Genomic DNA, 14,709 nt, shown 5'->3' on the forward strand with positions numbered 1-14,709 from the left:
CCATTAGCTCAGTTGGTAGAGCATCTGACTTTTAATCAGAGGGTCGAAGGTTCGAATCCTTCATGGCTCACCATTTTCGCGGAAGTAGTTCAGTGGTAGAATACAACCTTGCCAAGGTTGGGGTCGCGGGTTCGAATCCCGTCTTCCGCTTAATTACTAAGGGGCCTTAGCTCAGCTGGGAGAGCGCCTGCCTTGCACGCAGGAGGTCAGCGGTTCGATCCCGCTAGGCTCCATATAAATAGGAAAAGCTTACATCAAATGATGTAAGCTTTTTTTGTGTTTAAATTCCACTCAAAAAGGAAACTTTTCCGTATATCGTTTAAAATGAAGAAAAGGGATTGAATAAGGGGGGATAATTATGAAAGTTGTCATTGCATCGGATTCATATAAAGAAAGCCTGAAAGCTATAGAGGTATGTGAAGCTATTGAAAGGGGCTTTGCAGCAGTTTTTCCTAAAGCAGAGTACGTTAAAGTACCAATTGGAGATGGAGGTGAAGGAACGGTCGAATCTCTTGTTGGTGCTACAATGGGGGGAATTATATCACTTAATGTGACAGGGCCGCTTGGGGAGAGTGTGCAAGCCTATTATGGTATGTCTAAGGATAAGGAGACAGCATTTATTGAAATGGCGGCAGCATCAGGATTACAACACGTTCCAATTGAAAAGAGAAACCCACTTATTACAACGACAAAAGGGACAGGTGAACTGATATTACATGCATTAGATCAAGGAGCTAAACACATTATTTTAGGGCTTGGAGGAAGTGCTACAAATGATGGTGGGGCAGGTATGTTGTCTGCTTTAGGCGTAGAGTTTATTAATAGGAAAGGTGAAGTAATTGAGCCCTCTGGAGGAACATTACATTTGATTACTGCTCTTAACCTTTCTCGTATGGATACACGTTTGAAGGATATAAAGCTAGAAGCAGCATGTGATGTCGACAATCCATTAGTTGGACCAAAGGGAGCGTCTTTTGTATTTGGGAGACAAAAGGGTGCGAATGTAGAGATGATGAAAGAGCTAGACGGGAATTTAAAACATTATGCTAATATACTTAAACAGTACGTATCTTTTGATGTGTCCCTAATACCTGGTGCAGGGGCAGCTGGAGGAATGGGAGCCGCTGTCGTTGCAGTACTAAAGGGACAGCTAAGAAAAGGGATTGAAATTGTATTAGATTATACAAATTTTGATAAGTGTATAGAGGGTGCCGATCTTATTGTAACTGGTGAGGGAAGGATAGATGAACAAACAGCTTATGGAAAAGCTCCTGTTGGTGTCGCGAAGCGGGCGAAATGCCGTCATATTCCTGTAATTGCTATTGGTGGATCTGTATCTCCGAACTATACAATTGTTTATGAAAAGGGAATTGATGCAGTATTTAGTATTACAGCAAGTCCAATGACATTAGAAGAGGCATATAAAAGGGCAGAAGAGAATATAGAAATGACAGCGAGAAATATTGCAGCAGTGTGGAAACTAGCATCAGAAAAACGCTTCTAAGTGTAGAAGTGTTTTTTAAATTCAGTTATTTGAGGATATTTTGTGTAATTCTAGGTATTGATGGAGAAAGGCACGGATAAAAATATTAGCTGATAGAAAAGTTAGTTGGTTCATTAAGTTAACTTTATACATAGAATAGTTTGAAAATCGGGAGTCCAACGTAAATATAAGTGAATAAAATGTATATCCATGCAGAAAAATGTCGAGTTGAGTCAGACTATATAAAAGATTTAAAATATTTAGTGAAGGCATAAAAGGGGGATACTATCTATGAAAAAAGAAATCTCAGTTATTGGAGTTCCAATGGATTTAGGACAGATGCGTCGCGGGGTTGATATGGGACCAAGCGCGATCCGTTATGCAGGGGTAGTTGAAAGAATTGAACAAATTGGATATGACGTAAAAGATATGGGAGATATATGTATAGAGAGAGAAAAAGAAGTAGATGAAAATACAAAGTTACGAAACCTTACTCAAGTTGCAACTGTATGTAATGAACTAGCGACTAAGGTTGATCATATTATAGAAGAAGGTCGTTTTCCACTTGTATTAGGCGGTGATCATAGTATTGCTATCGGTACGCTAGCTGGTGTGGCGAAACATTATAAAAATTTAGGTGTTATTTGGTATGATGCACACGGTGATTTAAATACAGAAGAAACATCACCATCTGGAAATATTCACGGTATGTCACTTGCTGCAAGTTTAGGTTATGGACATTCTTCACTTGTAGATTTATACGGGGCATACCCGAAAGTAAAAAAAGAGAACGTTGTAATTATAGGTGCACGTGCATTAGATGAAGGAGAAAAGGACTTTATTCGTGAAGAAGGCATTAAAGTATTCTCAATGCATGAAATTGATCGTATGGGTATGACGGCTGTTATGGAAGAAACAATTGCGTATTTATCTCATACTGACGGTGTTCATTTATCATTAGATTTAGATGGGCTTGATCCTCATGACGCACCAGGAGTTGGAACACCTGTAATTGGTGGTCTATCTTATCGTGAAAGCCACTTAGCGATGGAGATGTTAGCAGAAGCTGATATTGTTACATCTGCTGAATTTGTTGAAGTAAATACGATTTTAGATGAGAGAAACAGAACAGCAACAACAGCGGTTGCTTTAATGGGTTCTTTGTTCGGTGAAAAACTAAAATAAATGTAAGAAAAGCAACTGAGAAGTTGCTTTTTTTATTTGAAAATAGGCGTATAATAATGACTTATATTATACTGTAGGATAATAAAGTTTGACATCTTACCAATTTAAGCTAAAGGGGGGCGTTTGTAATTGTCGTTTGGTTCATGTATGGTATAATTAACTAGTTGTTGGAAATACATACAGATAGAGCATAAAATAATATTTCAATATATGGATAGAATTGCTCGTAAGTAGGAGGAAGGGTTAGCATGCCTTTTGAAGATACGACCATTTTGAAATATCTTAGTACGGCATTAGATATTGCTGTTGTATGGTTTATTATATATAAGCTAATTCTTATAATTCGGGGCACGAAGGCTGTGCAACTTTTAAAAGGTATTACAGTTATTATTGTCGTCCGGATGATTAGTATTTTACTTGAATTGCATACGCTATATTGGCTAACGGAACAAGTATTAACGTGGGGATTTTTAGCCGTTATTATTATCTTCCAGCCAGAATTGAGAAGAGCACTTGAGCAGCTAGGACGGGGTAGCTTATTTTCGCGTGTGGGAAATCAGGGGGAAGATGAACCTGAAATTGTTGCAACAGCGATAGCTAAAGCAACGGAATATATGGGAAAACGTAGAATTGGTGCACTAATTACTTTGTCAAAGGAGACTGGGATGGATGATTATGTAGAAACGGGTATTCCGCTAAATGCAAATGTATCATCGGAATTACTCATTAATATTTTTATCCCTAATACCCCTCTTCATGATGGAGCAGTAATTATGCAGGGAAGTACAATTAAAGCAGCAGCATGTTACCTTCCGTTATCAGAAAGCCCATTTATTTCTAAGGAGTTAGGAACTAGGCATCGCGCTGCAATGGGAGTTAGTGAAGTCACTGATAGTATTACAGTAGTTGTGTCGGAAGAAACAGGCCAAATTTCTTTAACGAAAAACGGTAAGTTACATCGTGATTTGAAGACAGAACAGCTGAAGGACATGTTGTTAGCAGAATTTAGTGGGAACGAAAAAACGACTTCTTCGTCTTTATGGAATTGGAGGAGAAAGCGTCATGGATAAGTTAATGGAGAATCATTGGTTTTTAAAAGGAATCTCATTACTATTGGCGTGTATGCTTTTCATGTCAGCAACTTTAACTGAAAAAAATACGACATCGAGTATATTACCTTTCGTAAATGAAACGAAAGAAACATTAACTGATTATCCTATTACCCTGAAGTATGATGAAGAGAAATATATTGTAAGTGGTATTCCATCAGGTGGAGTTAAGGTGAAGTTGGAAGGTCCAAAATCAGCAGTTGCTACAGCGAAAGCAAAAAAACAATTTGATATATCAGTTGATTTGCGAGATAGTCAAAAAGGAACTTATGAAGTTTCTTTAAAAGCGAATGGGCTTCCAGATGATGTGAAAGGAACAGTCCAACCAGCAACAATCAAAGTTACTCTTCATGAAAAAGCGAGAAAATATGTTCATGTAGACTTAAAATTATCAAATGAGGATCAAATGCTAGCGGGTGCTACTCTCGAAAAATCAAACATTAAACCTGATACTGTTGAGGTAGTTGGGACGAAAGAAGAAATCGAAAGTATTTCATCTGCTAAGGCGTATATTGATTTAAAAGGTGTTAATAAAACTGTTACAAAAACAGCCGAAGTTACATTATACAATAAAGAAGGAAAACGTTTAAATGTAAGAACGAGTCCATCTAAAATTAGTGTAACATTGAATGTGGCGACACAAGCTACGGCCAATAATACTGAAAAAACTGTTCCTGTGACGTATACGAAAAAGGGGAGTTTGCCAGAAGGATTGACTGTTACAAATATTAGCGTTGAGCCGAGAGAAGTAACGATAGCAGGTCCAAAAGACATTTTGGATAATATACAATCTATAGAGGGGGTCGAGGTAGATTTTAGTCAATTGACGGATTCTACAACATTCGATGCCTCTGTTTTATTGCCAAAAGGTGTAACAAGTGCAAAACCAAATCAAGTGAAGGTTTCCGTAGGGGTACAAAAGGTAAAACAAACGAAAAGTAAAACTATTGATGGTATCCCGATTCAAAAAAGTGGAATTCCGAATGATGTTACTGCGCAGCTACTTTTGCCACAAGATGGAAAGATAAGCGTTGATATTTCAGGAGAAGCAAGTATAGTAGATAAAATAACAGCTGCTCAAATAACAGCGGCGATTAATCTTCAAAATGTATCTCCGGGGACGAAAGATGTTTCTATTCAAGTGAGTGGTCCTGGTAATATTTCGATAGAAGCAAAACAAAAAAGTGCTAAAGTCACAATTGTGAAGAAAGAAAAGCCGGATAAAGAAGTACAGGGTAATATTGAACAACCAGATTCAAAAAACAATCAAGAAAATCAAACTGAAAAACCAAAAAATCCTGAACCAGATCCAGAAAAGGATCAGGAAAAAGAAAAAGAAAAAGAAAAAGACAAAGAAAAAGAAAAAGACAAAGAAAAAGAAAATGGCCAAGAAACGAGCCAAGAACCAACAGTAGATAATCAAAAAGAGCACGAAAAAGGAGCGAACAATAATGGGTAAATATTTTGGTACAGACGGAGTACGCGGGGTTGCAAATAAGGAATTAACACCTGAATTAGCTTTTAAAATAGGACGTTTTGGTGGCTATGTATTAACAAAAGATACAGATCGTCCAAAAGTAATTATTGGCCGTGATACACGTGTATCTGGACATATGCTAGAAGGAGCTTTAGTAGCAGGCCTATTATCAACTGGAGCGGAAGTAATGCGCCTTGGTGTTATTTCTACACCAGGTGTGGCTTATTTAACAAAAGCTTTAGGGGCGCAAGCAGGTGTTATGATCTCTGCATCTCATAACCCAGTACAAGATAATGGAATTAAGTTCTTCGGTTCAGATGGATTTAAATTAACAGATGAGCAAGAAGCAGAAATTGAAGCGTTATTAGACAAAGAAGTTGATGAGCTACCACGTCCAACAGGTACTAACCTTGGACAAGTGAGTGATTACTTTGAAGGTGGACAAAAATATTTACAATACATTAAACAAACTGTAGAGGAAGATTTCTCTGGTTTACATATTGCTTTAGATTGTGCACATGGTGCTACATCTTCTTTAGCTCCATATTTATTTGCAGATTTAGAAGCTGATATTTCAACAATGGGAACTTCACCGAACGGTATGAATATTAACGCTGGAGTAGGTTCTACGCATCCAGAAGTGTTAGCTGAATTAGTAAAAGAAAAAGGTGCTGACATTGGTCTTGCTTTTGATGGTGACGGAGACCGTTTAATCGCAGTAGACGAAAAAGGAAACATCGTTGATGGCGATCAAATTATGTTTATTTGCGCGAAGTATATGAAAGAAACTGGTCAATTGAAACATAATACAGTTGTTTCAACAGTTATGAGTAACTTAGGTTTCTACAAAGCGCTTGAAGCAAACAATATTACAAGTGATAAAACAGCAGTTGGTGATCGCTACGTAATGGAAGAGATGAAACGTGGTGGATATAACCTGGGCGGAGAACAATCAGGTCATATTATCTTACTTGATTACATTACAACTGGTGATGGAATGTTAAGTGCACTTCAACTTGTAAACATCATGAAAATGACGAAAAAGCCATTATCTGAGCTTGCAGGCGAGATGACAAAATTCCCACAATTACTAGTAAACGTTCGTGTAACAGATAAAAAACTAGCATTAGAAAATGAGAAAATTAAAGAAATTATTCGTGTTGTAGAGGAAGAAATGAACGGAGACGGTCGTATTCTTGTTCGTCCATCTGGAACAGAACCACTTATTCGTGTAATGGCAGAAGCACCGACACAAGAAATTTGTGATGGGTATGTACATCGTATTGTAGAAGTTGTGAAAGCGGAAGTTGGCGTTGAATAATTAGCCGATTTTATTTAAAAGGAGCACAAAAAGTGCTCCTTTTTCATATGTTTTATAGACAATGAAAAAAATTTCATTGACGATTTATATTGTTTGTTATACGATGGTCTTGTTCTTTTTCTCAAAGGAAATATTGTAAATTATAAAAGCGCCAGAACTACAAGTAGTGTAGTTGACGAGGTGGAGTTTATCGAGATTTCGGCGGATGACTCCCGGTTGTTCATCACAACCGCAATCTTTTACTTAAAACATTAAGGTGACTTAGTGGACAAAGGTGAAAGTGTGATGAGAGAAAAGGAACGGATGAATACTAGCTGTATAAGTATATACGGACTTTAACCCAATCGAGAGGAAGGTGAAAGCCGTTACAAGCTTACAGGGCTAGCAATATGTAATCCGTTTTTTTAATATAAATAAATGGTATCGGACTATGTCGTTACATGTTCGCAAAGCAGTGTAAGCATTTGTAACGGCGACTAAACATGTGTGGAATCGTAGGATTTATTGGAGAGCAAGATGCAAAGGAAATTTTATTAAAAGGTTTAGAAAAGCTAGAATATCGCGGATATGATTCAGCAGGTATTGCAGTACAAGCAGAGAACGGTGTTGTTGTATACAAAGAAAAAGGCCGTATTGCAAAACTTCGCGAAGTCGTAGAAGAAAACGTAGCAGCAAGCGTGGGAATCGGTCACACACGCTGGGCTACACACGGTGTTCCAAGCAAACTAAACGCGCATCCGCATCAAAGTACATCAAAACGCTTTACACTAGTTCATAACGGTGTAATTGAAAACTATGAGTTAGTGGAAAAGGAATATTTACAAGATGTAACGTTCGTAAGTGAAACAGATACAGAAATTATCGTGCAACTTATGGAACAACAAGTGAGCACAGGACTAAGTGTAGAAGAAGCGTTCCGTAATACGCTATCTCTTTTACATGGCTCTTATGCAATCGGATTACTTGATGCTGAAAATCCAAACATGATTTATGTTGCTAAAAACAAAAGCCCGCTATTAGTAGGTGTTGGTGACAACTTTAATGTTGTGGCGAGCGACGCTATGGCGATGTTACAAGTTACAGATCAATTTATTGAGTTAATGGATAAAGAAATCGTAATCGTAACGAAAGAAAGTATTACAATTAAAAACTTACAAGGTGAAACGATTGAACGTGCACCGTTTACAGCGGAATTAGACGCAAGTGATATTGAAAAAGGAACATACCCTCATTTCATGCTTAAAGAAATCGATGAGCAACCACTTGTAATCCGTAATATAATTCAAAAGTACCAAGATGAAAATGGCGAGATTGAACTGAATGAAGATATCCGTAACGCAATTTTAGATAGCGATCGTATTTACATCATTGCATGTGGAACAAGTTATCATGCAGGTCTTGTTGGAAAACAATTTATCGAGAAGTTTGCAAAAATGCCAGTTGAAGTGCATGTAGCAAGTGAATTTTCTTATAACATGCCATTATTAACAGAGAGACCATTCTTCATTTACATTTCACAAAGTGGTGAAACAGCTGATAGCCGTGCAGTACTTGTACAAACGAATGAAATGGGTCATAAAGCATTAACGATTACAAACGTACCTGGTTCTACGCTTTCTCGTGAAGCTGATTATACACTTCCGTTATACGCGGGACCAGAAATCGCAGTTGCATCAACGAAAGCTTACACAGCACAGCTTGCGGTACTTTCAATTTTAGCTGCGGACATTGCTAAAGCAAAAGGCGAAGTTCTTGATTTTGATTTAACACACGAATTAGGACTTGTAGCAAATGCAATGATAGAACTTTGTGATCAAAAAGAAGAAATGGACGCATTAGCAAAACAATTTTTAGCAACAACGCGTAACTGCTTCTTCATCGGACGTAGCGTAGACTTCTTCGTAGGTTTAGAAGGTGCGTTAAAACTAAAAGAAATCTCTTACATCCAAGCAGAAGGATTTGCTGGAGGAGAATTAAAACACGGTACAATTGCCTTAATCGAAAACGGTACACCAGTTATCGCACTTGCTACACAAGAGCACGTAAACCTTGGAATTCGTGGTAACGTGAAAGAAGTAGTAGCACGCGGAGCTAACCCATGTATCATCTCAATGAAAGGCTTAGAAATGGAAGGTGACAGCTTCGTATTACCAGCTGTACACGAAGCACTAGCACCGCTAGTAGCAGTTATTCCATTCCAACTTATCTCATACTACGCAGCACTTCACCGCGAATGTGACGTTGATAAGCCACGTAACTTAGCTAAATCTGTTACTGTTGAGTAGGAGATTGGTAGAGTAACTAGATTATTGTAAATTTAAAATAAAGTCACGACGTTTATAAAAAAGTTGTGAAGCTTTGCCCCTTTGGATATGATTATCTAAAGGGGCATTTTTGTGTCGAAAAAAAAGAACATCTAAAATCGATAAGTGGATTAAAGAGGGGCAAGGAACTGGCAGTGGGAGAGATTATCAGCCTTGTCTTGAAATTCAAGATGATCCCTCATTAGATCGGTCAGTGGGATTTAAAAAGTATAAAAACCGGCAGACAACATGAGGTTTTATTGAATTTGGGATGGAATTACTTTCATTTAACTGAATTTTCTGTTGTTATTTCAGATATTCGTTGATGGAAAAAAACCACTGATTAGAGTTTCACTTTATTGAACAAATTAGATTACTAGACATTACGAAGGGGTTTATTAATGAAAATGAATGAAAAAACATATCTAAGTATAGAAGAGATTATTTCATTACCAACCTTATCAGGTACAAACATAAGTGACGATGGCAAAAATGTAGCATTTGTAAAGAAGACAGCTAACTGGGAAGACAATACGTATAGAAATTATGTATGGATATATGAAAAGGATAAAGAGCAGAGTTACCCACTAACAGATGGGGATATAGATAGTACACATCCATTATGGTCTCCAGATTCTAAGACTATTGCATACCTTAGTCCAGGCGGTGACGGAGCTAATACAAATCAGATCTTTGTTAAGTCAATAGATGGTGGTAGTAAGGTTCAAATTACGGATGAGAAGGAAGGAGTTAATACATTCAAAAGGGAGCCTACTGGTAAAGGTTTTTATTATGTTGCCCAGTCAAAAGAATGTGAGGAAATAAAGAAGCGTAAGGAACGATATGGAGATTTCCACCATGTAGGTAAGGAACATCGGAATAATTGTTTATACTACGTTGAAATAGAAAAAGGGATACAAAATGATAAAGGGGAACGGAAGGTTAGCAGTGTTTATCAACTAACGAATGGTAAGGATTTTTATATACATAACTTTGATATTTCAAATGATGGGACAAAGGTTGTATTTATGGCTACACCAAGCCTAAACGATCATATGAATGGTGATCTATACATATTAGATGTTGAAGCTGAGGAACTACAAAAGATGAATGTAGATAAGTTGTTGGGCGGGAGCGTTTGCTTTTCTCCTGAGGGCAGCAAAATATGTTACTCAGCAAGCATAAGGGAGAAGGAGTACTATAGAAACCATATACAAGAAAGTACATTAGAGATATATGATATGAATACTGGAGAGGTAATTCAGCCTCTAACAAACTTTGATAGTACGGTTATGCTATTACAGTGGACAGATAAGGGGATTTTAATTAGATGGCAGGATAAAACTAATTATCTCATTGGGTTGCTATGTGAAGATGGCACTGTGGAAATGTTAAGTGAAAAAGTAGATGGCTTTATAATGGATGCTTCTATAACAAGGGATGGACGTCATATATCCTATAGTAAGGCCATAACAAATGAAACCTTTGAAATCTATTTAGACGATAAAAAAATAACGGATGAAAATAGCTTTTTTAAAGGGAAGCTGAAAAGTAACAGGGAAATAATCTCATGGCAAAGTAGTGATGGTTTTGAAATAAAGGGTGTTTTATCAACCCCAGTAGATTTTGATGCCAACAAAAAATATCCCTTATTAGTAGTAATCCATGATGGTCCGGCTTGGGCATCTTTTCCGATATTCTCAGACTGTTTTAATGAGAAATATCCGATTGAGCAGTTTATCGAAAAAGGCTTTATAGTTTTAGAGCCAAACTATAGAGGAAGTTCTGGCTATGGTAATGAGTTCTTAAAAGCCAACTATAGAAAACAGGGAATTGCTGACTACGATGATGTTATATCTGGAGTGGATAAACTAGTTGAGCAAGGGATTGCAGATAAAGATAGAGTAGGGGTTATGGGATGGAGCAACGGGGGATATATATCAGCTTTCTGTTCTACATTTAGTAATAGATTTAAAGCTATTTCAGTTGGAGGTGGAATTACTAACTGGAGTACCCATTATGTGAATACAGATATACCTTACTTTATTAGGATGTATTTAGGAAATACTCCATGGAATGATCCAGAGATATATACGAAAACATCACCAATGACGTATATTAAATCAGCCTGTACGCCTACCTTAATCCAACATGGCGAAAAGGATGCAAGGATTCCAACTTCCAATGCATATGAGCTATATCAAGGGTTAAGGGATATGGAAGTTGATACAGAATTAATTATTTTTAAAGGAATGGCATATAGTTCTGATCAGCCAGGAATTAATGTGGCTATTATGAAGCAGAATTTGATGTGGTTTTCACACTATATTCTTGGAGAAAGTATGAAAGGTTTTAGGGTTTTATAATGGCTTGTTTTAGTCTTTAAGCTTTTTAGGTGTTTGAAATAAAGTCGTACACATTTATCCGGTTATATATGATTGAGTTTAACATTTCGGATAAGGCAAACTGTGAAATATTTTGGTGTAAATGAGAAAAGAGCCTGAATGTAGGCTCTTTCCTTATTTATATTTAAAAGATGAACTATTCTTATGCAGTTTTACTTAATTTATATGCTTCACGGTTATTTTTTTTGAAAAGTTTTGGGAAAACATAACCATCTAATCCAATACGTCCAGCACTATGTCCTGCAACTAAAATGAACATAGTTAAAATAAGTAGGTTTGGGTTTACACTAACAGTTCCGCTTAATAAAAATGAAAGGTTCATTATGATGCCGAAAAATGCAGCTGTTTTTGTTAATCCACCTAAAATCAAACCTAGACCTACTAAAATTTCTCCCCATTGAACTAAAAAGCTAAATAGGTCTGCGTTTGGAAGAACAAAATGTTGAAGAAAATCTGCCCACCAACCTTGTACTGCAGGGTGGTCACCTGATGCTTGAGCGATAGCTCCTTTTAGAAAACCACTTGCATCAAAAGACTGTCCAAAAACTTTTCCTATTCCAGCAGCGAGCCATGCATATCCTATGTAAAGTCGTAAAAATAATAATATGAAAGTAGCGCGTTTATCAGTTCTTAAAAAATTGATAACCATTGAAATCCCTCCAATGTATTGTATTTACATGTTTATTATATATCCATTGTGAATAAATTCACAATGGATAAAGTGTGAACAAAAATGGTGTTTTTATAAAATAAAAAAGGCATATAACAATCATATGTTATATGCCTTTTCTAATATATACTTAGTAATTTATTTAGGTAATGTAAATTTAACTTTTTTACCTTGTGAAATATCTTTAGCTTCTTTATTTCTCATAGGTCCTAACTCAATCTCAAAGCTTTTTTCTTTCCAAATCTTTTCGTACTGCTCTTGATCTAAAATATATACTTGCAGCAATTCTCCAGATGTTCCAGTTTTAACTGCAGCGTTATAGTCGTAATTTAATAGCATACCTTCATTAATCGTATATTGTGTACCATCATTCACTCTTAATGTAGAGCTTATAGGAGATAGTGAAACGTCTTGAGCATCTTTGTTATCAAGCTTGAATTTTACTGTTAACAGAACAAGACCGTTTTTAAAATTTGCAAAGCGTGGAGCTTCGACGGAATTTGGTGTGAATTGAGTGAATTGGTATCCGTCTAATGTAACATTAACAGCGCCTAATTCTTGGCTGTTATTAATACTTGATTTCTCTTTTAACATTTTTTTATCGCCCATGTTATTAGCTGTAGCTTTATCTTGGTAGAAAGTGTTATCTGTTGCAACCTTTTCAGCACCTTGTTTGTTTAAACTTAATGAAAAGCTTCCAGGACTTCCGATTGGAGCATCAAATTTTCCTTTATTAGCTTGTGCAGTTGGGACTGTGACTGAGACCGTTGAGAGATTTGAAATTTTCGCTAGATCATCTTTTCCGAATGGATAAGCGATATAACCAGAAATAGTTTCTCCTGCTTTTACTAAGTAATCATTCGTTGGAGCAAGCTTAGTTGGTAGCTGATCTTCTGTTGGAATTAAATCTCTATAGTTACTATATGCTTTCTGAGCACCAGTAAATGACATGTCCAATGCTGGCATATAATAAATATCTTTAGCTGAACTATTTTTTACGCTGTAGTTCACAAGAATAACTCCGCCCTCTGTTTGACGATTAAACGGAATGTCGAAGTTTGTATGGAATCCATTTAATTCAACTAATGTATAACCATTCATTGTTACTGAAACATCTTCAGCTTTATACACTTGTGGTTCCTTATTTTCAAAAAGAACTTTTGTTTTACCACCTGTTTCTTTTTCCATATAGGAAATCAGCTTAGAGTAATCGCTTGAGCTAGTAGCTGTATTTTCAGGCTTTTTATCTTCAGCTTTTTTATCTTCGGATTTTTTTTCTTCAGGTTTATTTTCTTTCGTTGTATCCGTTTTTTCTGTTTTGTTTTCTTGCGTTACATCTTCTTTTTGTTCTTTATTTGTCGTATCGCTTTGACCACAGCCAGTTATTACAAAAGCTGCTACGATTAGTGTAGAAAATAAAGAAAGTAATTTTTTTGACATGTTTCTTCCCCCTATTTGTTTAAAACCAGTTGGGTCTGTATAATCAGACCCTTTATATCTCTCACATTAGCCCCACGTTTTATTATAAGAAAGTGAACCAGTATTTACCAGTGTTTTTCTGGTTGTTTTTATTATTTTGATATCTTAATGATTATTTTTAATAGAAACATATTTAAAGCTTATATAGGTAATTACAATATTTTTCCGCCAAAAGAGAGAGAAGATTATCTTTTCTATTTTAAATATTGAATCTTTTTGTTAGAGTAAATAATAGAGATATATTGAAAGGGGACAAAGACTCGATATGTGTACGAACTTGTAATGATTAGAAATTAGATAGATGAATTTTTCTCTCATAAGTGAGGGTTTATTTAGCTATCTGTAAATCATTCAAGGACTGCATATTTAGCTTGTACATCCCCTTTGTAAGGGTAGATGCCTATGTGGGGAAATTTATATCTCTTATATAAAATATGCGTCCTTTAAACTTGGAGGAGTATATGATGAATCAATTGAAAAATAAAGTAGCTGTTGTTACAGGTGTTAGTCGTCTAGACGGTATAGGAGCAGCTATTTGCACGGAGTTAGCAGAGGCTGGATACGATATATTTTTTACGTATTGGACAGAATACGATAAAGAGATGCCTTGGGGCGTTGATAAAAATGAACAAATACAATTAAAAGAAAAGTTGATACAAAACGGTGTCAAAGTATCGAGCATGGAGTTAGATCTAACTCAGAATGATGCATCAAATCAGCTTATAAATAAAGTTACTGAACAATTAGGGTACCCTCATATATTAATTAATAATGCAGCATATTCTACAAATAATGATTTCTCTAATTTGACTGCTGAAGAACTAGATAAGCACTACATGGTAAATGTTCGTGCGACTACATTGTTAAGTAGTCAATTTGCCCAAGGTTTTGATAAGAAATCTGGTGGTAGAATTGTGAATATGACGTCGGGACAATTTAAAGGACCTATGGCAGGAGAATTAGCGTATGCAACAACGAAGGGAGCAATTGACGCTCTTACTAGTACGTTGTCAGCGGAAGTGGCCCATTTAGGGATAACAGTGAATGCAATTAATCCAGGTCCAACTAGTACAGGATGGATGACTGAGGAGATAAAGCAAGGATTAAGACCGATGTTTCCTTTCGGCAGAATTGGTGAGCCAAAGGATGCAGCAAGACTTATTAAGTTTTTAGTGAGCGAAGAAGCCGAATGGATTACAGGGCAAGTTATTCATTCAGAAGGTGGATTTAAGAGATAATTTTATAATTAAAAAGAAGGTATCTCATTTCAATGAGAT

The 14,709-nt window shown here is 36.4% G+C and carries 10 protein-coding genes, 2 tRNA genes and 1 pseudogene; 11 read left to right on the forward strand and 2 right to left on the reverse strand.

Annotation, left to right across the window (positions count from 1 at the left end):
- The first annotated feature begins 78 nt into the window (after positions 1-78).
- From AC0IXC_RS26865 to AC0IXC_RS26910, 10 genes and pseudogenes are all read left to right on the forward strand, one after another.
- Positions 79-150, forward strand: a tRNA-Gly gene (locus AC0IXC_RS26865).
- 10 nt (positions 151-160) lie between these two features.
- Positions 161-233: transfer RNA gene (locus AC0IXC_RS26870), tRNA-Ala, on the forward strand.
- A 125-nt stretch (positions 234-358) separates the two neighbouring features.
- Complete coding sequence (locus AC0IXC_RS26875) at positions 359-1,504, forward strand: glycerate kinase (RefSeq protein ID WP_002124706.1); 1,146 nt, start codon at positions 359-361, stop codon at positions 1,502-1,504.
- A gap of 270 nt (positions 1,505-1,774) precedes the next feature.
- Entirely contained in the window at positions 1,775-2,668 is an 894-nt protein-coding gene (rocF, locus tag AC0IXC_RS26880) for an arginase (RefSeq protein WP_002029355.1), read from the forward strand.
- Between the two features lie 248 nt (positions 2,669-2,916).
- A complete protein-coding gene (gene cdaA / locus AC0IXC_RS26885) occupies positions 2,917-3,738 on the forward strand; it encodes a diadenylate cyclase CdaA (RefSeq protein ID WP_002124707.1) in 822 nt (273 codons plus the stop codon).
- Positions 3,731-5,236: a CdaR family protein gene (locus AC0IXC_RS26890; RefSeq protein ID WP_471653588.1), complete on the forward strand. Its 1,506-nt coding sequence runs from the start codon at positions 3,731-3,733 to the stop codon at positions 5,234-5,236. The genes cdaA and AC0IXC_RS26890 overlap by 8 nt, the downstream gene beginning before the upstream one ends.
- The gene (gene glmM / locus AC0IXC_RS26895; protein ID WP_002139928.1) at positions 5,229-6,575 is read left to right on the forward strand and encodes a phosphoglucosamine mutase; all 1,347 of its coding nucleotides are present in this window, start codon (positions 5,229-5,231) and stop codon (positions 6,573-6,575) included. The genes AC0IXC_RS26890 and glmM overlap by 8 nt, the downstream gene beginning before the upstream one ends.
- A gap of 285 nt (positions 6,576-6,860) precedes the next feature.
- Positions 6,861-7,045 (forward strand): annotated as a pseudogene (locus tag AC0IXC_RS26900) (hypothetical protein).
- Between the two features lie 12 nt (positions 7,046-7,057).
- Positions 7,058-8,860 carry a glutamine--fructose-6-phosphate transaminase (isomerizing) gene (glmS, locus tag AC0IXC_RS26905; protein ID WP_471653589.1) on the forward strand — a complete coding sequence of 601 codons (1,803 nt, stop codon included), beginning with the start codon at positions 7,058-7,060 and terminating at the stop codon, positions 8,858-8,860.
- Positions 8,861-9,279: 419 nt separating this feature from the next.
- Positions 9,280-11,244: an alpha/beta hydrolase family protein gene (locus tag AC0IXC_RS26910; RefSeq protein ID WP_471653590.1), complete on the forward strand. Its 1,965-nt coding sequence runs from the start codon at positions 9,280-9,282 to the stop codon at positions 11,242-11,244.
- Between the two features lie 181 nt (positions 11,245-11,425).
- On the opposite strand, the gene AC0IXC_RS26915 is transcribed toward AC0IXC_RS26910, so the two are convergent.
- Both AC0IXC_RS26915 and AC0IXC_RS26920 read right to left on the reverse strand, forming a co-directional pair.
- Positions 11,426-11,932: a DoxX family membrane protein gene (locus AC0IXC_RS26915; protein WP_471653591.1), complete on the reverse strand. Its 507-nt coding sequence runs from the start codon at positions 11,930-11,932 to the stop codon at positions 11,426-11,428.
- A gap of 159 nt (positions 11,933-12,091) precedes the next feature.
- Positions 12,092-13,393 (reverse strand): DUF5068 domain-containing protein, encoded by a 1,302-nt coding sequence (locus AC0IXC_RS26920; protein WP_002191716.1) that lies wholly within the window; start codon positions 13,391-13,393, stop codon positions 12,092-12,094.
- Positions 13,394-13,893: 500 nt separating this feature from the next.
- On the opposite strand from AC0IXC_RS26920, the gene AC0IXC_RS26925 reads away from it, so the two are divergent.
- Positions 13,894-14,670 (forward strand): SDR family oxidoreductase, encoded by a 777-nt coding sequence (locus AC0IXC_RS26925; RefSeq protein WP_002124715.1) that lies wholly within the window; start codon positions 13,894-13,896, stop codon positions 14,668-14,670.
- The last annotated feature ends 39 nt before the right edge of the window (positions 14,671-14,709 follow it).

It is taken from the genome of Bacillus sp. AC266 (assembly GCF_979253805.1).

Bases quoted from the DNA above. Each gene is read 5' to 3' on its own strand.
- AC0IXC_RS26875 (WP_002124706.1), top strand. From the start codon at position 359: ATGAAAGTTGTCATTGCATCGGATTCATATAAAGAAAGCCTGAAAGCT.
- rocF (WP_002029355.1), top strand. From the start codon at position 1,775: ATGAAAAAAGAAATCTCAGTTATTGGAGTTCCAATGGATTTAGGACAG.
- cdaA (WP_002124707.1), top strand. From the start codon at position 2,917: ATGCCTTTTGAAGATACGACCATTTTGAAATATCTTAGTACGGCATTA.
- AC0IXC_RS26890 (WP_471653588.1), top strand. From the start codon at position 3,731: ATGGATAAGTTAATGGAGAATCATTGGTTTTTAAAAGGAATCTCATTA.
- glmM (WP_002139928.1), top strand. From the start codon at position 5,229: ATGGGTAAATATTTTGGTACAGACGGAGTACGCGGGGTTGCAAATAAG.
- glmS (WP_471653589.1), top strand. From the start codon at position 7,058: ATGTGTGGAATCGTAGGATTTATTGGAGAGCAAGATGCAAAGGAAATT.
- AC0IXC_RS26910 (WP_471653590.1), top strand. From the start codon at position 9,280: ATGAAAATGAATGAAAAAACATATCTAAGTATAGAAGAGATTATTTCA.
- AC0IXC_RS26915 (WP_471653591.1), bottom strand. From the start codon at position 11,932: ATGGTTATCAATTTTTTAAGAACTGATAAACGCGCTACTTTCATATTA.
- AC0IXC_RS26920 (WP_002191716.1), bottom strand. From the start codon at position 13,393: ATGTCAAAAAAATTACTTTCTTTATTTTCTACACTAATCGTAGCAGCT.
- AC0IXC_RS26925 (WP_002124715.1), top strand. From the start codon at position 13,894: ATGATGAATCAATTGAAAAATAAAGTAGCTGTTGTTACAGGTGTTAGT.